At 73.2% G+C, this 25,733-nt stretch carries 23 protein-coding genes; 14 read left to right on the top strand and 9 right to left on the bottom strand.

The features are described from left to right. The first annotated feature begins 27 nt into the window (after positions 1 to 27). The 4 genes from trxA (at position 28) to BLP29_RS18780 (ending at position 4,017) form a co-directional block, all read left to right on the top strand. Complete coding sequence (trxA, locus tag BLP29_RS18795) at positions 28 to 354, top strand: thioredoxin (protein WP_092807374.1); 327 nt, start codon at positions 28 to 30, stop codon at positions 352 to 354. 155 nt (positions 355 to 509) lie between these two features. Further along, positions 510 to 1,625: an N-acetylmuramoyl-L-alanine amidase gene (locus BLP29_RS18790; RefSeq protein WP_092807372.1), complete on the top strand. Its 1,116-nt coding sequence runs from the start codon at positions 510 to 512 to the stop codon at positions 1,623 to 1,625. Positions 1,626 to 1,648: 23 nt separating this feature from the next. Beyond that, a complete protein-coding gene (locus BLP29_RS18785) occupies positions 1,649 to 3,046 on the top strand; it encodes an aminotransferase-like domain-containing protein (protein WP_092807370.1) in 1,398 nt (465 codons plus the stop codon). Beyond that, on the top strand, positions 3,043 to 4,017 hold the full coding sequence (locus tag BLP29_RS18780) for a D-alanine--D-alanine ligase family protein (RefSeq protein WP_092807368.1): 975 nt from the start codon (positions 3,043 to 3,045) through the stop codon (positions 4,015 to 4,017). Before BLP29_RS18785 ends, BLP29_RS18780 begins: the two co-directional genes overlap by 4 nt. 66 nt (positions 4,018 to 4,083) lie before the next feature. Here BLP29_RS18780 and BLP29_RS18775 read toward each other — a convergent pair whose 3' ends face one another. The 8 genes from BLP29_RS18775 to rpmH form a co-directional block, all read right to left on the bottom strand. After that, positions 4,084 to 5,106, bottom strand: a complete 1,023-nt coding sequence (locus BLP29_RS18775) for a ParB/RepB/Spo0J family partition protein (RefSeq protein ID WP_092807366.1) — start codon at positions 5,104 to 5,106, stop codon at positions 4,084 to 4,086. Next, on the bottom strand, positions 5,103 to 6,161 hold the full coding sequence (locus BLP29_RS18770; protein WP_092807364.1) for a ParA family protein: 1,059 nt from the start codon (positions 6,159 to 6,161) through the stop codon (positions 5,103 to 5,105). Before BLP29_RS18770 ends, BLP29_RS18775 begins: the two co-directional genes overlap by 4 nt. A 135-nt stretch (positions 6,162 to 6,296) precedes the next feature. Continuing rightward, positions 6,297 to 6,944 (bottom strand): 16S rRNA (guanine(527)-N(7))-methyltransferase RsmG, encoded by a 648-nt coding sequence (gene rsmG / locus BLP29_RS18765; RefSeq protein ID WP_092807362.1) that lies wholly within the window; start codon positions 6,942 to 6,944, stop codon positions 6,297 to 6,299. Beyond that, positions 6,941 to 7,558 carry a Jag family protein gene (locus BLP29_RS18760; protein WP_092807360.1) on the bottom strand — a complete coding sequence of 206 codons (618 nt, stop codon included), beginning with the start codon at positions 7,556 to 7,558 and terminating at the stop codon, positions 6,941 to 6,943. The genes rsmG and BLP29_RS18760 overlap by 4 nt, the downstream gene beginning before the upstream one ends. Positions 7,559 to 7,640: 82 nt before the next feature. Continuing rightward, complete coding sequence (yidC, locus tag BLP29_RS18755; protein ID WP_092807358.1) at positions 7,641 to 8,756, bottom strand: membrane protein insertase YidC; 1,116 nt, start codon at positions 8,754 to 8,756, stop codon at positions 7,641 to 7,643. Beyond that, complete coding sequence (gene yidD / locus BLP29_RS18750; RefSeq protein ID WP_092807356.1) at positions 8,749 to 9,060, bottom strand: membrane protein insertion efficiency factor YidD; 312 nt, start codon at positions 9,058 to 9,060, stop codon at positions 8,749 to 8,751. The genes yidC and yidD overlap by 8 nt, the downstream gene beginning before the upstream one ends. Further along, the gene (rnpA, locus tag BLP29_RS18745) at positions 9,057 to 9,428 is read right to left on the bottom strand and encodes a ribonuclease P protein component (RefSeq protein ID WP_092807354.1); all 372 of its coding nucleotides are present in this window, start codon (positions 9,426 to 9,428) and stop codon (positions 9,057 to 9,059) included. The genes yidD and rnpA overlap by 4 nt, the downstream gene beginning before the upstream one ends. Before the next feature lies 1 nt (position 9,429). After that, a complete protein-coding gene (gene rpmH, locus BLP29_RS18740; protein ID WP_040338882.1) occupies positions 9,430 to 9,567 on the bottom strand; it encodes a 50S ribosomal protein L34 in 138 nt (45 codons plus the stop codon). Between the two features lie 674 nt (positions 9,568 to 10,241). Between rpmH and dnaA the strand changes: the two genes are divergently transcribed. From dnaA to BLP29_RS18705, 7 genes are all read left to right on the top strand, one after another. Continuing rightward, positions 10,242 to 11,960: a chromosomal replication initiator protein DnaA gene (dnaA, locus tag BLP29_RS18735; RefSeq protein WP_133379291.1), complete on the top strand. Its 1,719-nt coding sequence runs from the start codon at positions 10,242 to 10,244 to the stop codon at positions 11,958 to 11,960. Between the two features lie 605 nt (positions 11,961 to 12,565). Then, on the top strand, positions 12,566 to 13,720 hold the full coding sequence (gene dnaN, locus BLP29_RS18730) for a DNA polymerase III subunit beta (protein WP_243470091.1): 1,155 nt from the start codon (positions 12,566 to 12,568) through the stop codon (positions 13,718 to 13,720). A 16-nt stretch (positions 13,721 to 13,736) separates the two neighbouring features. Further along, entirely contained in the window at positions 13,737 to 14,669 is a 933-nt protein-coding gene (gene gnd / locus BLP29_RS18725) for a phosphogluconate dehydrogenase (NAD(+)-dependent, decarboxylating) (RefSeq protein ID WP_092807351.1), read from the top strand. A gap of 56 nt (positions 14,670 to 14,725) precedes the next feature. Then, entirely contained in the window at positions 14,726 to 15,928 is a 1,203-nt protein-coding gene (recF, locus tag BLP29_RS18720; protein WP_341537345.1) for a DNA replication/repair protein RecF, read from the top strand. Then, positions 15,921 to 16,430, top strand: a complete 510-nt coding sequence (locus BLP29_RS18715; RefSeq protein WP_092807538.1) for a DciA family protein — start codon at positions 15,921 to 15,923, stop codon at positions 16,428 to 16,430. The genes recF and BLP29_RS18715 overlap by 8 nt, the downstream gene beginning before the upstream one ends. Before the next feature lie 65 nt (positions 16,431 to 16,495). Then, complete coding sequence (locus tag BLP29_RS18710; protein ID WP_092807347.1) at positions 16,496 to 17,566, top strand: hypothetical protein; 1,071 nt, start codon at positions 16,496 to 16,498, stop codon at positions 17,564 to 17,566. A 95-nt stretch (positions 17,567 to 17,661) separates the two neighbouring features. Then, the gene (locus BLP29_RS18705; protein WP_279385468.1) at positions 17,662 to 19,335 is read left to right on the top strand and encodes an ABC transporter ATP-binding protein; all 1,674 of its coding nucleotides are present in this window, start codon (positions 17,662 to 17,664) and stop codon (positions 19,333 to 19,335) included. A gap of 142 nt (positions 19,336 to 19,477) precedes the next feature. Here BLP29_RS18705 and BLP29_RS18700 read toward each other — a convergent pair whose 3' ends face one another. Continuing rightward, the gene (locus BLP29_RS18700) at positions 19,478 to 20,371 is read right to left on the bottom strand and encodes an NAD(P)H-binding protein (RefSeq protein WP_165839451.1); all 894 of its coding nucleotides are present in this window, start codon (positions 20,369 to 20,371) and stop codon (positions 19,478 to 19,480) included. A 49-nt stretch (positions 20,372 to 20,420) separates the two neighbouring features. On the opposite strand from BLP29_RS18700, the gene BLP29_RS20790 reads away from it, so the two are divergent. From BLP29_RS20790 to gyrA, 3 genes are all read left to right on the top strand, one after another. Beyond that, the gene (locus BLP29_RS20790; protein ID WP_133379287.1) at positions 20,421 to 20,669 is read left to right on the top strand and encodes a hypothetical protein; all 249 of its coding nucleotides are present in this window, start codon (positions 20,421 to 20,423) and stop codon (positions 20,667 to 20,669) included. A 218-nt stretch (positions 20,670 to 20,887) separates the two neighbouring features. Then, on the top strand, positions 20,888 to 22,921 hold the full coding sequence (gene gyrB / locus BLP29_RS18695; protein WP_207798594.1) for a DNA topoisomerase (ATP-hydrolyzing) subunit B: 2,034 nt from the start codon (positions 20,888 to 20,890) through the stop codon (positions 22,919 to 22,921). Between the two features lie 144 nt (positions 22,922 to 23,065). Next, on the top strand, positions 23,066 to 25,552 hold the full coding sequence (gene gyrA, locus BLP29_RS18690) for a DNA gyrase subunit A (RefSeq protein WP_092807341.1): 2,487 nt from the start codon (positions 23,066 to 23,068) through the stop codon (positions 25,550 to 25,552). The last annotated feature ends 181 nt before the right edge of the window (positions 25,553 to 25,733 follow it).

Genomic DNA, 25,733 nt, shown 5'->3' with positions numbered 1-25,733 from the left:
GTTCCATCCCCCACCAAGGAGTCCGCAATGGCCGGCAACACCGTGACCGTGACCGACGACAGCTTCGCCACCGACGTGCTGGGCAGCGACAAGCCCGTGCTGGTCGACTTCTGGGCCGAGTGGTGCGGCCCGTGCAAGATGGTCGCCCCCGTGCTCGAGGAGATCGCCGGCGAGCACGCCGACAAGATCACCATCGCGAAGCTCAACATCGACGAGAACCCGCAGATCGCCCGCGACTACCAGGTCATGTCGATCCCGACCATGACCGTCTTCCAGGGCGGCAAGCCGGTCAAGAGCATCATCGGCGCCAAGCCCAAGGGCGCGATCCTCTCCGACCTGGCCGACTACCTCTGAACCTCGGGTAGCCCCAGCGCGTCACGGGGGGCACGGACGACCACTCGTCCGTGCCCCCCGTCGCACGTCCGGGCCCCCGGGTGTCGCCGTACCGCCCGGCAGGGACGACAATCAGACGAACCCGTACCGATCGACAGCCTGGGAGCGACCCCCGCGTGCAGCCCCTGCAAGCCGGTAGTGCCGGTCCCGCCGTCACCGAGGTCCAGGCCGCGCTCCGCGCCCTGGGCCTGCTGACGACCGAGCCCACCGGCGCCGACGTCTACGACGAGGCCACCGCGCTCGCCGTCCGGCACTTCCAGCAGGTCCGCGGGTTGTCCGTCGACGGCCGGGTCGGTGAGGAGACCTACCGGGCGCTCACCGAGGCCCGCTGGTCCCTCGGCGACCGGGTGCTGCGCTACGACCCCGAGCGGCCCATGCGTGGCGACGACGTGCACGGCCTGCAGGAGCGCCTGCTCGAGCTGGGCTACGACGCCGGGCGGGCCGACGGCATCCTCGGCGCCGAGACCGAGGTGGGCCTGCGCAGCTTCCAGCGCGACTACGGCCTCACCGTCGACGGCACCTGCGGCCCGGGCACGCTGCGTGCCCTGCGGCAGCTCGGCCGGCGGGTCACCGGGGGTCGTCCCCAGCTGCTGCGGCAGAGCGCCGGCATGGTCGAGTCCGGTCCGCACCTCATCGGCCGGGTCATCGTGATCGACCCCGGCCACGGCGGCGAGGACACCGGCTTCACCGCCGGCGAGACCACCGAGGCCGACCTCGTGTTCGACCTCGCCTCCCGCATCGAGGGCCGCCTCGCCGCCGCCGGGGCGACCGTCTACCTGACCCGCGGACGACGGGGTGGCCCGTCGCTGGCCGAGCGCACCGCCTTCGCCAACTCCGCCCGCGCCGACCTGTTCGTCTCGCTGCACATGGAGGCGCACGGCTCCCGGCACGCCCGCGGCGTGGCCAGCTACTACTACGGCACCGGTTCGGGCGCGTCGTCGACCGTGGGCGAGGAGTTCGCGAACCTCCTGCGCCGCGAGGTCATCGCCCGCACCGGCATGCTCGACTGCGGCTCGCACGCCAAGACCTGGGACCTGCTGCGGCTCACCCGCATGCCGGCCATCCGGCTCGACTGCGGGTACCTCTCCCACCCGGTCGACCGCCAGCTGCTGCTCGACGCACGGCTGCGCAGCACCGTCGCCTCCAGCGTGCTGGCCGCCGTCCAGCGGCTGTTCCTGCCCGCCGAGGCCGACCCGCCGACCGGCACCTACCAACTGTCCACACCTGCCTGACGGTCGGCTTCTACACTCGGACGATGTCCTCCCTGACGCCTGACCCCTCGGTCAGCGCGTCGGCACCGGTCCCGGCGCGTCACCCGCGGCTGGACCCGCTGGCCGACCGCTACGCCGCCCGCACCCACGGCATGAAGAGCTCGGAGATCCGGGCCCTGTTCTCCGTGGTCAGCCGCCCCGAGGTGGTCTCGCTGGCCGGGGGCATGCCCGCGGTCACCGCCCTGCCGCTGGACGCCGTCGGCTCGATGATCGGCGAGCTGGTGTCGGGCATGGGCGCCCAGACGCTGCAGTACGGCTCCGGCCAGGGCGACCCGCGGCTGCGCGAGCGGATCTGCGACGTCATGGCCCTGGAGGGCATCACCGACGCCTCGCCGTCCGAGGTGGTGGTCACCGTCGGCTCCCAGCAGGGGCTCGACCTGGTCACCCGCGTCTTCGTCGACCCGGGCGACGTCATCCTGGCCGAGGCGCCGTCCTACGTCGGCGCGCTGGGTGTCTTCCAGGCCGCGCAGGCCCGAGTGCAGCACGTGCTCATGGACGACGACGGCCTGGTGCCCGAGGCGCTCGAGGACGCCCTCATCGAGTGCCGCGCCCGCGGCGACAAGGTCAAGTTCCTCTACACGATCCCGAACTTCCACAACCCCGCCGGCATCACGCTCACCGAGGAGCGCCGTGCGAAGGTCATGGAGATCGCCGACCGGTACGACCTGCTCGTCGTCGAGGACAACCCCTACGGCCTGCTGGGCTTCGACCGCGAGCCCATGAAGGCGTTGCGGGCCCGCGACGCCGAGCGCGTCATCTACCTGGGCTCGTTCTCCAAGACCTTCTCCCCGGGCCTGCGCGTGGGCTGGGTGCTCGCACCCCTCGCCGTCCGCGAGAAGCTGGTGCTGGCCACCGAGGCCCAGGTGCTCTGCCCGCCCTCGCTCACCCAGTACGCCGTCGCCCGGTACCTGGACACCCAGCCCTGGCAGCAGCAGATCAAGACCTTCATCGAGCTCTACCGCGAGCGCCGCGACGCCACCCTCGACTCGCTGACCGCCCTGATGCCCCCGGGCACCAGCTGGACCAGGCCCGACGGCGGCTTCTACGTGTGGCTCAAGCTCCCCGCCGGTCTCGACGCCAAGCGCATGCAGCCCCGCGCGGTCAGCGCGCACGTGGCCTACGTGCCGGGCATCGGCTTCTACGCCGACGGGCAGGGCACCGAGTACATGCGGCTGTCCTACTGCTACCCCGAGCCCGACCAGATCCGCGAGGGCGTGCGCCGGCTGGCCCGCGTCGTCGAGGCCGAGCTCGACCTGCACTCCACCTTCGACACCGTCGACACCGGCCGCTTCCGCGCCGTCCGGCCGGCGACCCCGCAGGTGCCCGTGGTCGAGCCGATCACCGGCCCGGCGTCGTCCGACACCGTGGGGGACCAGCCGTGACCGCGCACCCGGCCGACACCGGCACCGACCTGCTGCAGGCCGTCGTGCTTGCCGGTGGCCTGACGTTCGAGCGCGAGGTCAGCCTGTCCTCGGGCACCCAGGTGGTCGAGGCCCTGCTGCGTGCCGGGCTCGACGCCGAGCTGCGCGACGCCGACGGCGACCTGCTGCCCGGCCTCGCGGCGAGCCCCGCCGACGCGGTGTTCATCGCGCTGCACGGCTCCACGGGTGAGGACGGCGCCGTCCGGGCGGTCCTCGACCTGGCCGGCATCCCGTACGTGGGGTCCCCGGCCGCGGCCTGCCGGCTGGCGTGGGACAAGCCCGCTGCCAAGTCCGTCGTCCGCACCGCCGGCGTGACCACCCCGGACTGGGTCGCCCTGCCGCACTCCACGTTCCGCGAGCTGGGCGCCGGCGCGGTGCTCGACCTGATCGTCGCGCGCCACGGGCTGCCGCTGATGGTGAAGCCCGCCTCGGGCGGCTCCGCGCTCGGCGCGCAGAAGGTGACCCGGGTCGAGGACCTGCCCGCCGCGATGGTCAGCTGCTTCGCCTACGGCGACACCGTGCTGGTCGAGCGGTTCGTCGAGGGCATCGAGGTCGCCGTGTCGGTGGTCGACCTGGGGGAGGGCCCGCACGCCCTGCCCGCGGTCGAGATCGCCCCCGAGTCCGGCGTCTTCGACTACACGTCGCGCTACACCCCGGGCCTCACCGAGTACCACACGCCGGCCCGCCTGTCCGACGAGCTCGCCCGCCGGGTGGCCGAGGTGGCGGTGACCGTCCACGAGGTGCTCGGGCTGGCCGACCTCTCGCGCACCGACCTCATCGTCGACGCCGCGGGCACGGTGCACTTCCTCGAGGTGAACGTGTCGCCCGGGCTGACCGAGACCTCGATGTTCCCGATGGCCGTGGAGGCAGCGGGGCACCGGCTAGGCGACGTCCTCACGACCCTGCTGCGCCAGGCCGCGGCCCGCCGCTGAGGCTGGGCCCCTCCGGGGAGGGGCACCACCACCAGGACGGTTGCGTCAGTGACGCAACCGTCCTCCTCACCCCTGGGGCTTGCTCCGGCCGGTGATGTCGGGCGCCATCATGCCCACGATGCGCTGCAGGTCGTCGACCGAGCCGAACTCGACCACGATGCGGCCCTTGGCCCGGCCGATCTGCACCTTGACCTTGGTCTCGAACGCGTCGGACAGCCGGTGGGCGAGGTCCTCGACGCCGGGGGCGGTGATGGTGCGACCGCTCTTGCGCTTGGCCTCGGGCTCGTGGGCGACAGCCAGCGCGACGGCCTCCTCGGTGGCCCGCACGCTCATGCCCTCGGCGACGATGCGGGTGGCCAGGGCGTCCATGGCCTCGTTGGTCGGCAGGCCGAGCAGGGCGCGGGCGTGCCCGGCCGAGAGCACACCGGCCGCCACCCGGGTCTGCACCTTCACCGGCAGCTTCATCAGCCGGATGGTGTTGGTGACCTGGGAGCGGCTGCGACCGATCTTGCTGGCCAGCTCCTCGTGGGTGGCGCCGAACTCCTCCAGCAGCTGCTGGTAGGCCGCGGCCTCCTCGAGCGGGTTCAGCTGCACCCGGTGGATGTTCTCCAGCAGGGCGTCGCGCAGCATCGCGTCGTCGGAGGTGTCCCGGACGATGGCCGGCACGGTCTCCAGCCCGGCGGCGCGCGAGGCCCGCAGCCGGCGCTCGCCCATGATGAGCTCGTACCCGCCCTCGGACCGCTCGCGGACGACGATCGGCTGGAGGAGCCCGAACTCCTTCACGGAGTGGGTGAGCTCCTCGAGCGCCTCGTCGTCGAAGACGTGCCGCGGCTGCTTCGGGTTGGGGACGACGTCGGTGACGGCCACCTCGCGCAGGGTCGCGCCGGGGATGCCGGCCACCTCGACCGGGAGGTCGGCGACCGGCGCCAGCGCAGCCGGTGTCGACCCGGTCTCCAGGCCCGCGGCGGCCCGCTCGGCGGCGGCCTCCACCGCCTCGGCGGCCTTGGCGGCGGGGGTCGCGGTCGGCGCCGGGGCGCTGGTCGGGATGAGGGCCGCCAGGCCGCGGCCGAGGCCACCACGCTTGCTCATGAGTCCTCCTGGGTTGTGGTCGCCACGGACTGACCGAGGACGAGCGCGTTCAGCGGCGGGGCCGCGGGGGGCGGCGCAGCCGCCGGGGTGGGCTGGACCGGGACGAAGGGCGGGAGGGCGGCACCCCGGACGGCGAGCTCGCGCGCTGCCTCCACGTAGCTGGTGGATCCACGTGAACCCGGGTCGTAGGTGAGCACCGACTGGCCGTAGCCCGGCGCCTCGCTGACCCGGACGTTGCGCGGGATGACCGAGGTGAGCACGAGCTCGCCGAAGTGGTTGCGCACCTCGTCGGCGACCTGGTCGGCGAGCTTGGTGCGCCCGTCGTACATGGTGAGCAGGATGGTGCTCACCGCGATGCCGGGGTTGAGGTGGGCGCGCACCAGCTCGATGTTGCTGAGCAGCTGGCCCAGGCCCTCGAGCGCGTAGTACTCGCACTGGATCGGGATGAGCACCTCGTCGCCGGCGACGAGCGCGTTCAGGGTGAGCAGCCCCAACGACGGCGGGCAGTCGATCAGCACGTAGTGCGGGCGCTCGTCGGCGGGCAGCGCGTGCAGGTGGGCTTCGATCGCCCGCCGCAGCCGGTGCTCGCGGGCGACCACGCTGACCAGCTCGATCTCGGCGCCCGCCAGGTCGATGGTCGCCGGCACGCAGCGCAGGTTGGGGGAGGCCGTCGTCGGGTGCGTGACCTCGGCGAGCGTCGCCTCGCCGACGAGGGCGTCGTAGACCGACGGGGTGCCCACCGTGTGCTCGACCCCCAGGGCGGTGCTGGCGTTGCCCTGCGGGTCGAGGTCGATGACCAGCACCCGCAACCCGAACAGCGACAGCGCGACCCCGAGGTTCACCGTCGACGTGGTCTTGCCTACGCCGCCCTTCTGGTTCGCGATCGTGAGCACCCGGATCCGACCGGGGGCCGGGAAGGGGTCCTGGTCGTCGGCGTGCAGCACGCGGGTGGCCCGCATGGCCTCCATCGCGATGGGGCTGTCGAACTCGACGGAGGCGGACGGCGGGAGGTCGGCAGCCAGGCTGCTGCGCAGCCGTTCGCCCGGGTCCGTCATGCCGAAGTCCTCCTCACCCGGTCGTGTTCCACGTGGAACAGATCGGGTCGCTGTAGCCAGTTCCACGTGAAACGAGCGCCGTGGACGTGTTCGTCACCAGCCTACGGGTCGACGAGTCGACGCCGAACCCGCCGATCAGCGGCCGCTGCGCGTCATGACGACCACCTGCGTGGCGGCCTCGCCGAGCGACGCACCGACCGCGCGGACCTCGATGTCGCGCATCCCGGCCGCGGTCAGCTCGGGCACCAGACCGGGGACCTCGGCGGCCGCCGAGCTGCCGATCAGGGCGACCAGCTGCGCGCCGGGGCGGAGCAGACCGCGCACCCAGCCGACCAGCCGGGGGAGCGGGGCCACCGCGCGGGCGGTGACGACGTCGACCTCCCCGACGGTGCGGACGACCTTCTTCTCCTCGGCCCGGCCGCGGACCACGTGCCAGTGCTCGCCGAGGTCCTCGGCGACCAGCGCCAGGAACTCGACCCGGCGGGCCATCGGCTCGACCAGGGTCAGGGACAGGTCGGGGCGGGCCAGGGCCAACGGGATGCCCGGCAGACCGGCCCCACTGCCCACATCGACCACACGGGCCCCGTGCGGCACGGCCTCGGCCACGGCCACGGAGTTCAGGACGTGCCGTTCCCACAGCCTGGGCACCTCGCGCGGCCCGATCAGGCCACGCACCACGCCCTCGCCGGCCAGGAGCTCGACGAACCGGCGGGCAGCGGGCAACCGGTCGCCGAAGGCGCCCGCGGCGAGCGCGGGCTCCTCCGGCAGCTCGGGTGCCGTCACGAGCCCGGCAGGACCACGACGCGGCGGTTCGGCTCCTCGCCCTCGGACTCGCTGTGCACCCCGGGCGCCGCCGCGACCACGTCGTGCACCACCTTGCGCTCGAACGGGTTCATCGGGGCCAGCCGCTCGGCCGTCCCGCTGGCCGCGACCCGCGACGCGGCCTCGCCGGCCAGCGTGGTCAGGTCGGCACGCCGCTGCGCCCGGAAGCCGCCGATGTCCAGCATGAGCCGGCTGCGGGTGCCGGTGGACTGCGCCACGGCGAGCCGGGTGAGCTCCTGCAGCGCCTCCAGCGTCGCGCCGTCCGGCCCGACCAGGGTCTTCAGGCCACCGCCGACGACCGCGACCGAGGCCCGGTCGCCCTCGACGTCGAGGTCGATGTCGCCGTCCACGTCGAGGATGTCCAGCAGCTTCTCGAGGTAGTCGCCGGCGACGTCGCCCTCCTGCACGAGCAGGTCGTCGACCTCCTCGTCCTCGGTCTCCTCGTCGGCGGCGTCGTCGGTCTCGTCGACGACCTCGACCGGCTCGACCACGGCGTCGGCGTCGACCGGGTCGGCGTCGGGCAGGTCGGTGGCGTCCTCGGCCCTGCTGTCGGTGCTGCTCTGCGGCGTGCTCATGGGGGTCTCCTCCTGAAGGAGTGCCGGCGGCCGGGGCGGGCCCGGAGGTGGGTGGCGGCGCGGCCAGCGCGCCGCGGTGGGGTCAGCGGCGCTTGCGCTTGCCCCGGTTGGCGGGGCCTGCGGACCGGTCGGGGCCACCGGGTCGGGTGCCGCTGCCGGTGCGCCGTCCGCTCGACCCGGCGTCACCGGTGCCGGCGTCCGCGCTGCCGGCGTCCGGGGCGATGGGCGCCGTGCCGGTCGAGCCGGTGCTGGTCGTGCCGGTGCCCGCGTCCGCGATGTCCTCGGCGTCGACGGCGGAGCTGGGCGCGGAGGTCGCGGGGCCCTTCTTCGGCCGCACCGGCTTGGCACCGGGCTTGGGCGCGAGCAGCTTGGGGTCGATCCTCGGCTTGTCGGCCTCGGCCTTGGCCAGCGCGGCCGGCGACCCGGGCGGGGGCAGCTTCTTGAGGATGTAGAACTGCTGGCCCAGGGTCCACAGGTTGTTGGTGAACCAGTACAGCAGCACCAGGATCGGGAAGAAGAAGCCCGAGACGAAGAGGCTGATCGGCATGCCGTAGAGCAGCAGCTTCTGCACGGTGGCGGCCTGGCCCTCGACCGGGCCGGAACGCCGCTGGATCTGCTTCTGCGTGTAGAACGTCGTGAAGCACATGATGATGATCAAGATCATCGCCACGACGCGGATGTTCGTGTAGCTGCCGCCGGTCAGGCCGAGGATGGCCTGCTCCTTCTCGCCCACCATGTTGAACGAGGCGGCGATCGGGGCGCCGAAGAGCTTGGCCTCGGCGGCCTGCTGCGTGAGGGCGAAGTCCCAGCTGTAGAGGCCTTCCTTGCCCGGGGCGATGCGCCGCAGGACGTGGAACAGGCCGATGAAGATAGGGATCTGCGGCAGGATGGGCAGGCAGCCGGCCAGCGGGTTGACCCCGCGCTCCTTCTGCAGCGCCATCATGGCCTGGCTGAAGCCCTGCTTGTCCGAGCCGTACTGCTTGCGCAGCTTCTGGATCTCGGGCTGGATCTCCTGCATCGCCCGCTGGCTCTTGACCTGCTTGACGAACAGCCGGAAGAGCAGGATGCGGATGGTCACCACGAGCATGACCACCGACAGCGCCCAGGCGATGCCGCCGGCCGGGTCGAGGAAGGTGGAGAACAGTGCGTGCCACTGCTTCATCACCCACGCGATCGCGGTGTACAGCCAGTCAAGCAACGCGTGCCTCCGAGGAGCGGGCGGACGGGGTCGCAGGACGGACCCCTGTGTCCGACGAGTGGATCAGCTGGGCGGTTCCGCGGGCGGCGGGGACCAGGTCGACGCCGCCGCGGTGCCACGGCGCGCACTTGGCGATGCGGACGGCGGCCAGCCACCCGCCGCGGGCCGCACCGTGCACCTGCACGGCCTCCTGCGCGTACTCGCTGCAGGTCGGCGTGAAGCGGCACCGGGGGCCCAGCAGCGGGCTGATGCCGCGGCGGTAGAAGCCGATGAGGCCCAGCAGGGCCCGGGCGCCGGTGCTCACGAGCGGTCCAGCACGCGGTCGAGCCCGCGGGCGAGGTCACGCCGCAGGACGGCGACGTCGGCGCCGGCCGCGTCGGGGCGGGCCCGGACGACCAGGTCGGCCGTCGTGGGCAACCGGTGCAGCTCGTCGCGCACCAGGTGCCGCAGCTGGCGGGTCACGCGGTGCCGGCAGACCGAGTTGCCCACGGTCTTGCCCACCACGAAACCGGCCCGTGGTCCGGTCGGGGGGTCACCAGGACCCCCGCCACGGACGACGGGCCGTTCGGGGAGGTAGTGCACCACCATGGTGGGACGCCCGGCACGCCGGCCGGAGCGGACGACCACGGTGAACTCCGGACGCCGGCGCAGGCGGGCCTGCGCAGGCAGCACGTCAGGCGGAGAGCTTCTCGCGGCCCTTGCGGCGACGGCCGGCAAGGATGGCGCGGCCGGCACGGGTACGCATGCGGAGCCGGAAGCCGTGGGTCTTGGACCGGCGACGGTTGTTCGGCTGGAACGTGCGCTTGCTCACGAGGTACTCCCACTGACGACGACGATGCGGTGCCCGGCGGTCGGGCCGGACACGCGGCGGCACCGGCACGGGGCTGCCCGGACGGTGTGCCGGACCCCTGCCAGCACCGAGGCTGGTGGCGCTGCGGGCAGCCGCGGTCGACCTCGTGCCGGGCACGCGCCAACCGTCCGCTGTCCACAGACCGGTCGAGCATAGCCGAGGAACGGACCGCGCCGGCGGACGGGCCGGTGGCGGACCCGCCATGCTGCACCGGTGCGTCCCGGCAGCGGCCGTCGACCCGCCGGGAGCGGGCCCGCGCACGGGCCCTCCACGGGCTCGCCGAAGCACACCGGTGTCGTTGCCCGCCTGTGGATTGTGCTGTTAGCGTCGCCTCGCTCGCCACCGGTCGACACGGTCTCGGGACGCGGACCGGAGACCCTCGGCCCGCCCCCGGCACCGGGCTCGGTCCACACCCACCGGCATCGCGCTGACCTGGGCAGACCGTTCTGACACCGCCGTCCGGACCGGCCTCGACCACACCCCGTCCCCACCTCTCGTGCACAGTCTGTGGACAGTCGTGTGGACCGGTGGTCCGCACCGGTCCACAACGGTGGACGGACCGGGGGACGACGGGCACGACGGCAGCCGCCACGACAGGCGCAGCGAGACCACGGGGACGAAGGGACGACACGTCGATGGCCGACACCACCGGAGACCTGGGACCGGTCTGGGACCGGATCCGGGAGCGGATGGCCGGCGACCTCACCCGGCAGCAGAACGCGATGCTCAACCTCACCCGCCCGCTGGGCCTGGTCGAGGGCGTGTTCGTGCTCGCCGCCCCCAACGAGTTCACCCAGACGGTGCTCGAGTCGCGCATCCGCACGGCGCTGAACGACGCCCTGTCGGCCGAGTTCGGCCGGGAGACCAAGGTCGCCGTCCAGCTCGAGGACGCCCCCGCCGCACCCCCCGCGCCGGCGGCGCCCGCTCGGGTCGAGGAGCCCCGCCGTCCGGAGTGGGAGCGCGAGGACCGCGACGAGCTGGCCGTCCGCGACACCCGTGACTCCGACGCCCGCGAGCGCGCCGAGCGCGACCGCGACGCCGAGGACCGCGCCGCCCGGGCCCAGATCGACGACGGCCGCAGCGCGTTCGGCGTCCGCACCGATGCTCCGCGCAGCGACGTCTGGCTGCCCGAGTCCGGCGACGGCCGCGACTGGTCGCGCGGCAACGGCGCCCCCGGGGCCCCCGCCTGGGACCAGCCCCGCTCGGACCCGCGCCGCCCCGCGCCCTGGGACACCGACGGCCCCGCTACCGACGACGGCGGACGGCGACCTGCGGCAGCCGGCGGCTCGTCGTTCGGCGACCGCCGCTCCGGCGGCAGCGACCTGGGCCTGAACCCCAAGTACGTCTTCGACAGCTTCGTCATCGGCAACAGCAACCGGTTCGCCCACGCCGCCGCGGTCGCGGTCGCCGAGGCGCCGGCCCGGGCCTACAACCCGCTCTTCGTCTACGGCGACTCGGGGCTGGGCAAGACCCACCTGCTGCACGCGATCGGGCACTACGCGGCGCGGATGTTCCCCGACGTGCGGGTGCGCTACGTGTCCACCGAGGAGTTCACCAACGAGTTCATCAACCTGGTGCACTCCGGCCGGGCCGAGGACTTCCGCCGTCGCTACCGGGACATCGACTTCCTGCTCATCGACGACATCCAGTTCCTGGAGCGCGCCGAGCGCACCCAGGAGGAGTTCTTCCACACCTTCAACACGCTGCACAACGCCAGCAAGCAGATCGTGATCACCAGCGACCGGCCGCCGAAGAAGCTGACGACGCTGGAGGACCGGCTGCGCACCCGCTTCGAGTGGGGCCTGATCACCGACGTCCAGGCGCCCGACCTCGAGACCCGCATCGCCATCCTGCGCAAGAAGGCCTACGGCGAGCGGCTGCAGGCGCCGGACCCGGTGCTGGAGTTCATCGCCAGCAAGGTGCAGACCAACATCCGCGAGCTCGAGGGCGCGCTGATCCGGGTCACCGCCTTCGCCAGCCTGAACAAGCAGCCGGTCGACCTCGCGCTGGCCGAGCTGGTGCTCAAGGACCTCATCAGCGACGAGCAGGGCCCGCAGATCACCGCGGCGATCATCATGGCCGCCACCGCCGAGTACTTCTCCGTGACGATGGAGGAGCTGCAGGGCGCCAACCGCTCCCGCACCCTGGTCAACGCCCGGCAGATCGCGATGTACCTGTGCCGCGAGCTGACCGAGCTGTCGCTGCCCCGCATCGGTGCCTCGTTCGGCGGCAAGGACCACACCACGGTCATGCACGCGGTCAAGAAGATCACCGGCCTGATGGGCGAGCGTCGCGCGACCTACACCCAGGTCACCGAGCTCACCGCCCGCATCAAGTCCCGCGCCCGCCAGTAGGAGAAGGACCTCCTCGCCCCCCAGCACTCGCAAGCTCGCGCCGGGCCCCTGCGAGCAGGCCGTTCCATCGGGCTGCGGTCGTCGACTCCGTCGACTTGTCCCCAGATCTGTGCACAGGTTGGGGACTGCGCATCCCCATGTCGACCCCGTGCGTGCCCAGGTCGTGCACGGGTTCTCCCCGGTGCATCCCCCGGACGGGTGCGTTGGGGATCCACCGGGGGTGGAGGCGGGACAGGACGTGGACCAGGGGTGGACGCCGGGGGTCACCGGTGGATCCGGGACGACGAATCCCCATGTCGACCCCAGGCGCACGGTCACCGGCCCACACCGCACGAACAGGGGCACTCGCGCCCTGACCTGCACGGACGGGCTCGGTCCCCAGTACCCACACCTGTGATGACGGTGATGAGGGATTTCCCTCGAGGAGTCCTTGAACCACACACTGGGTGTGCACGTGCGGTCGACGAGTCGACCTGGATCAGCAACAGGAGCGGTCACGGGGCCGTTCGACGCGGACGGTGGCCACAGGGGAGACTGTCGCCCGCAGCGGAGACGCAGCAGAGACGCAGCAAGGACGCAGCAGGGACGCCGGACGACGAGCAGGGGTGGACGACGAGATGAAGTTCCGGGTGGCACGCGAGGTGCTCGCCGACGCGGTGGCGTGGACGGCGCGCAGCCTGCCGCCGCGGCCGTCGGTCCCCGTCCTGGCCGGGATCCTGCTGGAGGTGCAGGGCAGCGCCCTGTCGGTCTCCGGCTTCGACTACGAGGTGTCCGCCCGCGCCGAGGTCGACGTCAGCTCCACCGAGGACGGCCGCGCCCTGGTGCCGGGCCGGCTGCTGGCCGAGATCACCCGTGCGCTGCCCCCGCACCCGGTCGAGGTGACCGCGGAGGGTGCCCGGTTGGCCATCTCGTGCGGCAACGCGAAGTTCTCCCTGCCGACGCTGCCGGTCGAGGACTACCCCTCCCTGCCGTCGCTGCCCTCCACGGCGGGCACCGTCGACAGCGACGCCTTCGCCGAGGCCGTCGGCCAGGTCGCCGTGGCGGCCGGCCGCGACGACACCCTCCCCATGCTCACCGGTGTCCGGCTGGAGATCGAGGACGACCGGGTGACCCTGGCCGCCACCGACCGCTACCGCCTCGCCGTCCGCGAGTTCGCCTGGCGCCCGGAGACCCCGGGGTTGTCGGCCGCCGTCCTGGTGCCGGCGCGCACGCTGGCCGACGCCGCGAAGACCCTGACCAGCGGGCCGGAGGTCACCATCTCGCTGTCCTCGGGCGGCTCCGGCGAGGGCATCCTGGGCCTGTCGGGCAAGGACCGGCAGACCACCACCCGGCTGCTGGACGCCGAGTTCGTCAAGTACCGCGCGATCATGCCGGCCGAGTCGGCCGCGCACGCGCTGCTGCCGGTGGGGCTGTTCACCGACGCCGCCAAGCGCGTGGCGCTGGTCGCCGAGCGCGGCACCCCGCTGCGCTGCGAGTTCACCCCGGGCCAGGTCACCCTGCGCGCCGGCGGCACCGACGACGAGGGCCAGGCCGAGGAGCGCTGCGACGTCGAGTTCGACGGCGACCCGCTGACCATCGGCTTCAACCCGACGTTCCTGCTCGACGGCCTGGCCGCCGTGCACACCGAGCGCGCCCGGATGGACTTCACCAGCGCGCTGAAGCCCGCCGTACTGTCGCGCTACGAGGAGCCCACCGAGGACGGCGCGGTCCGGCCGGGGAGCTACCGCTACCTGATCATGCCCGTGCGCCTGCCGGGCTGAGACGAGGAGAACCGCTGTGCAGCTGGGGCTGATCGGACTGGGCAAGATGGGCGGCAACATGCGCGAGCGTGTCCGCCGGGCCGGGCACGAGGTGGTCGGCTACGACCGCTCGCCCGAGCTGCAGGACGTCGACAGCCTCGAGGCGCTGGTCGGCGCGCTGCAGGCCCCGCGCGTGGTGTGGGTGATGGTCCCCGCCGGTGACCCCACCCGCGAGACCGTCGAGGCGCTGGGCAACCTGCTCGAGGCCGGCGACGTCGTGGTCGACGGCGGCAACTCGAAGTTCACCGACGACAAGGTGCACGCCGACCTCTTGGCCACCAAGGGCATCGGCTACGTCGACGCCGGCGTCTCCGGCGGTGTCTGGGGCCTGCAGAACGGCTACGCGCTGATGGTCGGCGGCTCGAAGGAGGACGTGGCCAAGGTCCAGCCGATCTTCGACGCGCTGAAGCCGCCGGTGGACAAGGAGAGCGACTCCCCGGCCGGTGAGGGCGCCGGCTTCGTGCACGCCGGCCCCGTGGGCGCCGGGCACTTCGCCAAGATGGTCCACAACGGCATCGAGTACGCGATGATGCAGGCCTACGGCGAGGGCTACGAGCTGCTGGCCGCCGTCGACCTCATCGAGGACGTCCCCGGGGTCGTCGCCTCCTGGACCCAGGGCACCGTGATCCGCTCGTGGCTGCTGGACCTGCTGGTCCGCGCGCTGCAGGAGGACCCGGGCCTCGACGACATCACCGGCTGGGCCGCCGACTCCGGAGAGGGCCGGTGGACCGTCGAGCAGGCCATCGAGCACGCCGTCCCGATGCCCGCGATCTCGGCGTCGCTGTTCGCCCGGTTCTCCTCGCGGCAGGACGACAGCCCGACCATGAAGGCCGTCGCCGCCCTGCGCAACCAGTTCGGCGGCCACGCCGTCCAGGCCGCCAAGGCCCGCGAGGTCGAGGACCCCGCCTGACGGCAGCGTCGACGACACCGACCGGATCGGCCCCCTCGTAGGGGCCCGGACCGAGCTTGCGAGGTTCGGGGGGCGAGGGGGTCCTTCTCTTGTACGTCAGGCATCTGCAGCTGGGGTCCTTCCGGAGCTGGGAGGCCGTGGACCTGGCGATGACGCCGGGGCCCACGGTCTTCGTCGGTCGCAACGGCCAGGGCAAGACGAACCTGGTCGAGGCGGTCGGCTACCTGGCCACGCTGGGCAGCCACCGGGTGTCCTCCGACGCCCCGTTGGTGCGGCACGGCGCCGAGCAGGCGGTCGTGCGTGCGGCGCTGCGCAAGGACGACCGCGAGCTGCTGGTCGAGGTCGAGATCAACCCCGGGCGGGCCAACCGGGTGCGGGTCAACCGCTCCCCGTTGCCCCGCCCGCGCGAGCTGCTGGGCCTGGTCAAGACGGTGCTCTTCGCCCCCGAGGACCTCGCCCTGGTGCGCGGCGACCCGACCGAGCGCCGCCGGTTCCTCGACGACCTGCTGGTCAGCCGCACGCCGCGGCTGGCCGGCGTGCGGTCGGACTACGAGCGGGTGCTCAAGCAGCGCAACGCCCTGCTCAAGACCGCGAAGATGGCGCGCGGCGGGGCGCTGGCCACCCTGGAGGTGTGGGACGGCCACCTCGCCGACCTCGGCGGGCAGCTGCTCGCCGCTCGACTGCAGCTGGCCGCCGACCTCGACCCGCACGTCACCGCCGCGTACGAGGGGGTGGCCGGCGAGGGGGCGGACCGGGCCCGGCTGGGCTACACGAGCACGGTGCCGCTGGCCGGGGACGGGACGGCGTTCCTGCCCGGCATCGGCGTACCCACCGCCGCCGACCTGACCGCGGCGCTGGCCCGCCGGGTCGAGGAGCGCCGCAAGGACGAGGTCGACCGCGGGGTCACGCTGGTCGGCCCGCACCGCGACGACCTCGTGCTGCACCTGGGCCCCGCCCCGGCCAAGGGGTACGCCAGCCACGGCGAGTCCTGGTCGTTCGCCCTCGCGCTCAAGCTGGCCTGCTTCGCGCTGCTGCGCGCCGACGGCGAGGAGCCGGTGCTGGTGCTCGACGACGTGTTCGCCGAGCTCGACGCCGGGCGTCGCACGGCCCTGGCCGAGGTGGCCGGCACCGCCGAGCAGTGCCTGATCACCGCTGCGGTCGCCGAGGACGTGCCGGTCGCGCTGCGCGGCACACGCGTGCAGGTCGCGGCCGGGACGGCGACGGTGCTCCCCGACGAGGACGATGGCCGGCATGGCTGAGCAGACCCCCGAGCGCCCGGCCCGGCCCAGCGACATCGCCCGGGCCGCGCTCGACGCGGCCCGGGCCGCGTCGGCCGCTCGGCCCCGGCCGACCCGCCGCCGGGTGGCCGGTCCGCGCCGGTCGTGGAGCGGGCCGCACCCCGGCGCCGACGACCCGCAGACCCTCGGGTCGCTGGTGGACTCGCTGGTCAGCGCCGAGGACTGGAGCGAGCGCACGAAGGTCGGCTCGGTGTTCGGCCGCTGGGACGCCCTGGTCGGCGCCGACATCGCCGCGCACTGCGCCCCGCAGTCGCTGAGCGAGGGCGAGCTGACGGTGGTCGCGGAGTCCACGGCCTGGGCCACCCAGCTGCGGATGATGGCCCCGACCATCCTCGGCAAGCTGCACAACCAGGTCGGCGGGGACGTCGTGACCCGGTTGCGCGTTGTCGGTCCGACGGCACCGAGCTGGAAGAAGGGTCCCCGCACCGTTCGGGGACGGGGGCCGCGGGACACCTACGGGTAGACCGAGCCCCACCGACCGGCCCCACCGACCGGCCGCACCGACCACGACGAGGAGAGCGAGCACCGATGAGCACCCCCCGGAGCGGAGACGGCTTCGACGACCGGCCCGAGGACCAGCGCGGGTGGTCCGAGCCCACCCACCTCGGCGGCGCGGACCAGGGCCAGGGCCAGGGCCAGGGCCAGGGCCAGGGGCAGGATCGACAGGGCCCGGACGCCGGGCCGGACCGGGCGTGGGAGCCGCCGGGCTGGTCGCTGCCCGACGCCGCACCCGACCGCCCCGCGCAGCAGCCGCCGCCGGCCCGGCAACGGCCGCCGGCCGAGCCGGAGTGGGAGGCCACCCCGCCGCCTGCGCACCAGCAGCAGCCCTGGGGCCCGCCGGCGCAGGAGCAGCCGTGGGACACCCCGGCCCCGCAGCAGCGCCAGCCGTGGGACCCACCGGCGGAGCAGGACCCGCCGCAGCAGGAGCGTCGTGGCGGCCTGTTCGGGGGCCTCTTCGGCGGCGGCCGGGCGCGGGCGCCCCGTCAGCCGGGGGCCATCGAGCAGGTGTTCACGCCCAAGGGCGGGCCGGTCGGCCCCGGTGACCTCGCCGCCTGGGGCCAGGCGTTCGGCTGGTCGGTGTCCGACGGCACCGGCCCGCAGGACGCCCCGCTGGTCGAGCTGACGCAGTCGGCCCCGGTGCGCCCGGCGAAGTCCGAGGTGCCCAGCAACGTGCTGCGCGGCCGTGCCGACGGCCTGGACCTGGTGGCCTTCGACATCGTCTCGCCCTACGGCCGCGGTTGGGTGGCCACCCACGGGGTGACCGCCGCCCCGGTGCTGGGCTCGGTGCCCTCGTTCCGGCTGAGCCCGGCGCGGCTGTGGCGGCACGGCACCGGTGGTCTGCTGCAGATCCCCAGCGGCGACCCGGAGTTCGACACCCGGTGGACGCTCATGGCGGCCGAGGACGGGCCGCAGGTGCGCCGCGTCGTCGAGAGCCCGCTGGTCCGCCAGCTGCTGCTCGGTTCCGACGACGGCGACGAGCTGTGGACGGCGGCCGGGTTCGCCGCGGCGATCCGGCCCGACGGCAACCGCCCGCAGCTGATCGAGCACCACGCCCGCATCCTGGCCGCGGTCGTGGCGGCCATGGGGACCCAGCACTGACCGAGACCCCGACGGGGGCCGCGGCCCCCACCGCCGGGCTGCGTGAGCTGCTGCCGCTGCTGCGCCCGCACCGGCGGGCCCTGGTCGCGGCTGCGGTGCTGTCGTTGGTGGCCGCCGCTGCGGCGCTGGCCCAACCGCTGCTCGTCTCGCGGGTCGTCGACGCGGTCGGGTCCGGTGCGGCCCTGCTGCCCGGGGTCAGCACGCTGGTCGTCGTCCTGGTGGCGTCGGCGGTGCTCAGCGCCGGCCAGCAGTACCTGCTGCAGCGCACCGCCGAGGGCGTCGTGCTCACCACCCGCCGCACGCTGGCCGACCGGCTGCTGCGGTTGCCGGTCGCCGAGTACGACCGGCGCCGCACCGGTGACCTCATGAGCCGGGTCGGCTCGGACACCACGCTGCTGCGGGCCACCGTCACCAGCGGCGTCGTCGAGGTCGGCGGGTCGCTGGTGCTGGGCATCGGCGCGCTGGTCGCGATGGCGCTGGTCGACGTGTGGCTGCTGCTGGTCACCCTCGCCTCGGTCTCGATCGGCGTCGGGACGGCGATCGCGGCGGCCCGACGGGTGCGGGTGCTGTCCCGCCAGGCGCAGGAGCAGGTCGGCGCGATGAGCGCCGCTGTGGAGCGGGCGCTGTCGGCGGTCCGCACCATCCGGGCCAGCGGTGCCACCGGCCGCGAGGTGGACACCGTCGGCTCCTCGGCGCAGAAGGCGTTCACCGCGGGGGTCGCCGTCGCGCGGCTGCAGGCGCTGGTCGCGCCGGCCACCGGGATCGCGATCCAGGGTGCGTTCCTGGCCGTGCTGGGCGTCGGGGGCTACCGGGTGGCCAGCGGCGCGATCGGCGTCCCCGACCTGATCGCGTTCATCCTCTACCTGTTCCTGCTCATCCAGCCCCTGGGTCAGGTCATCCGCGCCTACACCGAGCTGCAGACCGGGCTGGGTGCGCTCGCCCGGGTGCAGGAGGTGCTGGCGCTGGACCCCGAGGACGACGACCACCCGCAACGCCCCGGGACGACGGCCACCCCGCGCGTGCCGCCGGCCGGCGACGCCACGCCGTTGCTCGAGCTGCGCGACGTCGACTTCGACTACCCCGACGGCACCCGGGTGCTGCACGGGGTCTCGTTCTCGGTGGCGGCCGGCACGCGCACGGCGCTGGTGGGCCCGTCGGGCGCGGGCAAGTCGACGCTGCTCGCGCTGGTCGAGGGCTTCTACCCGCTGAGCGGTGGCGCGGTGCACTGGGCCGGCACCGACGTCCGGGACCTGCCGCGCTCGGTGCTGCGGGCCCGCATGGGCTACGTGGAGCAGGAGGCCCCGGTGCTGGCCGGCACGGTGCGGGAGAACCTGCTGCTGGCCGCGCCGGGCGCGCCGGAGTCCGCGCTCTGGCGGGCGCTCGCCGACGTCGGCCTCACCCCGGTGGTCGAGCGCTCGGAGCTCGGGCTCGACGTGCTGGTCGGCGACGACGGCGTGCTGCTGTCCGGCGGCGAGCGGCAACGGCTGGCCATCGCCCGCTCGCTGCTGGCCCGGCCCGCGCTGCTGCTGCTCGACGAGCCCACCGCCAGCCTCGACGCCCGCAACGAGACCCTGCTGCGGCAGACCTTGGACACCGCCGCGCAGGACCGCGCGCTGCTGGTGGTCGCCCACCGGCTGTCGACCGTGCGCGACTCCGACCAGATCGTCGTCCTCGACGGCGGGCGCGTGGTCGCCACCGGCACGCACGACGAGCTGGTCGAGACCGACCCGCTCTACCGCGAGCTGGCCACCGCGCAGCTGCTGGTCTGAGGGGCCCGCGCGCGGCAGCCGGTCACCTGATGCGCAGCCGGTCACCTGGCAGGGATCCGGTCACCGCGCACGATGACCGGATCGCTGGGCGGTGACCGTCTGCACCCGCGGTGACCGGGTCGCTGACCGGATCGCGGGAGGCTCAGCCGGCGAGGGCCGCTCGCACCGCGTCCTCGAAGCCCAGCCGGGGTGGTGACCCGATCAGTCCGGCCAGGTCGTCCTCGGCCGCCACCACCGTGTTGGTCAGCGACTCCACCAGTGCCCTGGCGAGGTCGTAGGAGACCGGCGCGACCAGCGAGGCGCCGGCGGCGGCCAGGGCCGGGACGTGCACCGGGACCGGCACGAACCACCGCCGACCCAGCCCGGCGACCGCGGCGTAGCGCTGCACCAGCTCGGCGTAGGTCATGACGTCGGGCCCGGCGACGTCGAAGGCCCGGTTCTCCCCGGCGGGCAGCCCGGCGCAGCCGACCAGTGCGGTGACCACGTCGCGCAGCGCCACGGGCTGCACGCGGGTGCGCACCCAGGCCGGGGCGGGCAGCAGCGGCAACCGCGCGGTGTGCCGGAGCAGCTCGAAGCTGGCCGACCCCGGGCCGACCACCATCGCCGCGCGCAGCACCGCCGTCGGCACGCCCGAGGCCAGCAGCAGTGCACCGACCTCCTCGCGCGAGCGCAGGTGCGCCGACAGCGGCTCGTCGACCGGCCGCGGACCGCCCAGGTAGACCAGCCGGCCCACCCCGGCCCGGCGGGCGGCCCGGGCGAAGGCCCGTGCGGTGGCCCGGTCGGCGGCGGCGAAGGCGGGGCCGGCGTCCAGGGCGTGCACCAGCCAGTAGGCCGCGTCGCCGTCGGTGCAGGCCACGGCCAGGACGTCGTCGTCGGCGGCGTCCCCGACCACCACGTCGACGTCGGGCAGCCACGGTCGCCCGGCCAGCCGGGCCGGGTCCCGGGTCAGGACGACGACGGCGTGACCGGCGTCCAGCAGCGCAGGCACGAGGGCGCCTCCGACGTGGCCGGACGCGCCGGTGACCAGGGTCCGCACGCGGCCAGTGTCGGCGCGTTCCACGTGGAACGCGCCCCGAGCGGTGCCGGTGACCCCGCTGGTCGACGGTGCGCTGGCCTGCGCGTACCTGTCCACGCCGTGGGCCGGGCGGCCCGTGGAGCAGTACCGGACCGCCGGCGCGCTGCTCGTGATCGGCGTCGTGCTGCCGGGCGTGACGGTGCCGGTGGACAGTTGCGCCGGGGCGACGGAGCGGCCGGACCCCGAGTCGCTGCAGGACCGTCGCACCGAGCGTCCCGACCGCGGCCGGGTGCCGGGGCGCCTGTCGTTCGCGTTGTGAGTCCGTGACGGACGACGGGGCAACACCGGTGGTGGTCGAGCTCCTCCTGGTGCGGCAGGGGTGACGTCAGGGCCTCGGCGACGCGGTTCTGTCGGGGGGACCCGGTACGATCGAGGGGTCGTACCGCCAGCAGCCCGCTGAGCGTCGTCCTGAGCGTCCCGCCCATCCCGGCGGCCCCCTCCGGGCGGCCGGCGGCCTCGCGAAGAGAAGGGCCCCACGTGGCTGGATCCAAGCCCGCCGACCAGAACGCCTACTCCGGCAGCTCCATCACCGTGCTGGAGGGCCTCGAGGCGGTCCGCAAGCGCCCGGGCATGTACATCGGCTCCACCGGTGAGCGCGGCCTGCACCACATGGTGTGGGAGGTCGTGGACAACGCCGTCGACGAGTCGCTGGCCGGGTTCTGCGACACGGTACGGGTCACCCTGCTCGACGACGGCGGCGTCCGGGTCGAGGACAACGGCCGCGGCATCCCGGTCGACGAGCACCCCGTGCAGAAGCGCCCGACCGTCGAGGTCGTGCTCACGATCCTGCACGCCGGCGGCAAGTTCGACGGCAAGAGCTACGGCGTCTCCGGTGGTCTGCACGGCGTCGGCGTCACCGTCGTCAACGCCCTGTCCACCCACCTCGACGTCGAGATCTGGCGCGACGGCGTCGAGTACGCCCAGCACTACGCCGAGACGGTGCCCGGTGAGCTGCGCACGATCGGGAAGACCGACAAGCGCGGCACCGCGATCACGTTCTGGGCCGACCCCTCGATCTTCGAGACCACGGTCTACAACTACGAGACCATCCGCCGCCGCCTGCAGGAGATGGCCTTCCTCAACAAGGGCCTCACGATCATCCTGCGCGACGAGCGGCGCAGCACCGCCGCGGCCGAGGCCGCCGCCGAGGAGCTGCTGACGCTGGAGGCCGAGCCGGTCGAGGCCGACGAGAAGCCGTTCGAGGCCACCGAGGTCACCTACCGCTACGACGGCGGCCTGTCCGACTACGTCAAGCACGTCAACGGCAAGAAGAACCCGATCCACAAGTCGGTCATCGCCTTCGCCGCCGACGGCACCGGCAAGAACGACACCGCGATGAGCCTCGAGGTCGCGATGCAGTGGTCGGAGTCCTACTCGGAGTCCGTGCACACCTTCGCCAACATCATCAACACCCACGAGGGCGGCACGCACGAGGAGGGCTTCCGGGCGGCGCTCACCTCGATCGTCAACCGGTACGCCGTCGAGAAGAAGATCCTCAAGGACAAGCCCGAGGACAAGCTCTCCGGCGAGGACATCCGCGAGGGCCTGGCCGCCATCGTCTCGGTCAAGCTCGGCGACCCGCAGTTCGAGGGCCAGACCAAGACCAAGCTGGGCAACACCGAGGTCAAGGGCTTCGTCCAGCGGGTCTGCAACGAGCAGATCGGGCACTGGTTCGAGTCCAACCCGGCCGAGGCCAAGACCATCATCACCAAGGCCAGCTCCGCCGCCCGCGCCCGCCGGGCCGCCCAGGACGCCCGCAAGCTGGCCCGCAAGAGCCTGCTCACCGTCTCGGGCCTGCCGGGCAAGCTGAGCGACTGCCGCTCCACCGACCCCGCCCGCAGCGAGGTCTACATCGTCGAGGGCGACTCGGCCGGCGGTTCGGCCAAGAGCGGCCGCGACTCGATGTTCCAGGCGATCCTGCCCATCCGCGGCAAGATCATCAACGTCGAGAAGGCACGCATCGACCGGGTGCTCAAGAACACCGAGGTCCAGTCGATGATCACGGCCTTCGGCACCGGCATCCACGACGAGTTCGACATCGCCAAGCTGCGCTACCACAAGATCGTGCTGATGGCCGACGCCGACGTCGACGGCCAGCACATCAGCACCCTGCTGCTGACGCTGCTGTTCCGCTTCATGCGTCCGCTGGTCGAGGGCCAGTACGTCTACCTCGCCAAGCCCCCGCTGTACAAGATCAAGTGGGGCGGCAAGCACGACGACGAGTACGCCTACTCCGACCGCGAGCGCGACGCGCTGGTCAAGGCCGGTGCGGCGGCCGGGCGCAAGGTCAAGGAGGAGATGATCCAGCGCTACAAGGGTCTGGGCGAGATGAACGCGGGCGAGCTGTGGGAGACCACGATGAACCCCGACACCCGCATCCTGCGCCAGGTCACCCTCGAGGACGCCGCGGCCGCCGACGAGATCTTCAGCGTCCTGATGGGCGAGGACGTCGAGGCCCGCCGCTCGTTCATCACCCGCAACGCCAAGGACGTCCGCTTCCTCGACGTCTGATCGGGCGCTACCGGGCCCGTTCGGGCCCGGTAGCGGCGTGCGGACACCGGGGCGCCACCCGGTAGCCACCCGGACGTCGTCCAAACCCCTTGTCGACCTGGACTTTTGTCCACCGCTGTGCACTCACCTGTGGAGAACCGAACCGTGACCGAGCCCGTGAGCACCGACCGCATCGAACAGGTCGATCTCCAGCAGGAGATGCAGCGCAGCTACATCGACTACGCGATGAGCGTGATCGTGGGCCGCGCGCTCCCCGAGGTGCGTGACGGCCTCAAGCCCGTGCACCGCCGCGTGCTGTTCGCCATGTACGACCAGAACTTCCGCCCCGACCGCGGCTACGTGAAGTGCGCGCGCCCGGTCGCGGAGGTCATGGGCAACTACCACCCCCACGGCGACACGGCGATCTACGACGCCCTGGTCCGCCTGGCCCAGCCCTGGTCGATGCGCTACCCGCTGATCGACGGCCAGGGCAACTTCGGCTCGCCGGGCAACGACCCCGCGGCCGCCATGCGCTACACCGAGTGCCGCCTCACCCCGTTGGCCATGGAGATGCTGGCCGGCATCAACGAGGAGACCGTCGACTACCAGGGCAACTACGACGGCCGCACCGAGGAGCCCGTCGTCCTGCCCGCGCGGGTGCCCAACCTGCTGATCAACGGCTCGGCCGGCATCGCCGTCGGCATGGCCACCAACATGCCCCCGCACAACCTGCGCGAGGTGGCCGAGGCCGTCTACTGGATGCTCGAGCACCCCGAGGCCGCCGCCGAGGAGGCGCTGGCCGCGTGCATGGAGCGGGTCAAGGGCCCCGACTTCCCGACCCACGGCCTCATCGTCGGCCGCGACGGCATCGAGGACGCCTACCGCACCGGCCGTGGCTCGGTGCGCATGCGCGCGGTGGTGAACGTCGAGGAGGACTCCCGCGGTCGCGTGCAGCTGGTCGTCACCGAGCTGCCCTACCAGGTCAACCCGGACAACCTGGCCGAGAACATCGCCGAGCAGGTCAAGGATGGCCGGCTGCAGGGCATCTCCGAGATCGCCGACGAGTCCTCCGACCGCGTCGGCCGCCGGCTGGTCATCACCCTGCGCCGCGACGCCGTCGCCAAGGTGGTGCTGAACAACCTCTACAAGCACACCCAGCTGCAGACCTCCTTCGGCTGCAACATGCTCTCGATCGTCGACGGCGTGCCGCGCACGCTGCGCCTGGACGAGCTCGTCCGCAACTGGGTCGTCCACCAGATCGAGGTCATCCAGCGGCGCACCCGGTACCGGCTGCGCAAGGCCGAGGAGCGAGCGCACATCCTGCGCGGCTACGCCAAGGCCCTCGACCAGCTCGACGCCGTCATCGCCCTCATCCGGGCCAGCGCGTCGGCCGAGGCCGCCCGCACCGGGCTGATGGAGCTGCTGGAGGTCGACGAGGTCCAGGCGCTGGCCATCCTCGACCTGCAGCTGCGCCGCCTGGCCGCGCTCGAGCGCCAGCGCATCCTCGACGAGCTGGCCGAGATCGAGGCCACCATCGCCGACCTGCAGGCCATCCTCGAGTCCCCCGAGCGGCAGCGGCAGATCGTCCACGACGAGCTCAAGGAGATCGTCGACAAGTACGGCGACGACCGGCGCACCCAGTTCGTCGCCCACGACGGCGACGTGTCGATGGAGGACCTCATCGCCGAGGAGCAGGTGGTCGTCACGATCACCCGCACCGGCTACGCCAAGCGCACCAAGGCCGACCTCTACCGCTCGCAGCGCCGCGGCGGCAAGGGCGTCATGGGGGCCACCCTCAAGCAGGACGACCTCATCCAGCAGTTCTTCGTGGGCTCGACCCACGACTGGATCCTGTTCTTCACGAACAAGGGCCGGGTCTACCGGGCCAAGGCCTACGAGCTGCCCGAGGCCGCCCGCACCGCCCGCGGCGCGCACGTGGCCAACATCCTGGCCTTCCAGCCCGACGAGAAGATCGCCCAGGTCATCCAGATCAAGGACTACGGGGTCGCCCCGTACCTGGTGCTGGCCACCGCGAACGGCCAGGTCAAGAAGACCCGGCTGGCCGACTTCGACTCCCCGCGCAGCGGTGGCGTCATCGCGATCAACCTGCGCGAGGGCGACGAGCTGGTCGGCGCGGCCCTCATCGACCCCGAGCAGAACCTGCTGCTGGTCACCCGCAAGGCCATGAGCATCTGCTTCAAGGCCGACGACGCCCAGCTGCGCCCCATGGGCCGGGCGACCGAGGGCGTCCGCGGCATCTCGCTGGCCGACGACGACCGGCTGCTGTCGATGATCGTGGTGACCGAGGGCGTCGACGTGCTGGTGGCCACCGAGGGCGGCTACGCCAAGCGCACCGGCATCGAGAACTACCCCGAGCAGAACCGCGGCGGCAAGGGCGTGCTCACCGCCGACCCGAAGGCCCGCAAGGGCGTGCTGGTCGGGGCGCTCTCGGTGGTCCTCGGCGACGAGCTGTACGCCATCACCTCGACCGGCGGGGTCATCCGCACCCCGGTCAACGGCGTCCGGCACAACAAGGACCGCGCCACGATGGGCGTCAAGCTCATGAACCTGCCCGAGGACGTCTCGATCGTGGCGATCGCGCGCACGACGGACAACGACGAGCCGGTCGATCCGGCCCAGCCCCTGCTCTGATCGGCAAGCCGCACACCTTGCCCACGGCGAGGTGTGCGGCGTGCCGGTCCGGCAGCCGGCGCCCGGCGAGGCTGCTGGCGCCTAGGCTGGGGCGGATGCCGTGCCCGGGACGCGCCGCGAGGCGCCGACCGGCCGGCGGATCGACGACCGATGTGCGGACGTCGCCCTCCCGGGCGGCGCC

Source organism: Klenkia marina (assembly GCF_900101025.1).
Classification (GTDB): domain Bacteria; phylum Actinomycetota; class Actinomycetes; order Mycobacteriales; family Geodermatophilaceae; genus Klenkia; species Klenkia marina.
This window is presented reverse-complemented; position numbering and strand designations above follow the sequence as displayed.

Coding starts and splice junctions, on each gene's coding strand:
- BLP29_RS18775 (WP_092807366.1), bottom strand. CDS start 5,106: ATGAGCAAGCGTGGTGGCCTCGGCCGCGGCCTGGCGGCCCTCATCCCG.
- BLP29_RS18710 (WP_092807347.1), top strand. CDS start 16,496: ATGAGCACCCCCCGGAGCGGAGACGGCTTCGACGACCGGCCCGAGGAC.
- BLP29_RS18715 (WP_092807538.1), top strand. CDS start 15,921: ATGGCTGAGCAGACCCCCGAGCGCCCGGCCCGGCCCAGCGACATCGCC.
- BLP29_RS18770 (WP_092807364.1), bottom strand. CDS start 6,161: ATGACGGACCCGGGCGAACGGCTGCGCAGCAGCCTGGCTGCCGACCTC.
- trxA (WP_092807374.1), top strand. CDS start 28: ATGGCCGGCAACACCGTGACCGTGACCGACGACAGCTTCGCCACCGAC.
- BLP29_RS18760 (WP_092807360.1), bottom strand. CDS start 7,558: ATGAGCACGCCGCAGAGCAGCACCGACAGCAGGGCCGAGGACGCCACC.
- BLP29_RS18785 (WP_092807370.1), top strand. CDS start 1,649: ATGTCCTCCCTGACGCCTGACCCCTCGGTCAGCGCGTCGGCACCGGTC.
- dnaA (WP_133379291.1), top strand. CDS start 10,242: ATGGCCGACACCACCGGAGACCTGGGACCGGTCTGGGACCGGATCCGG.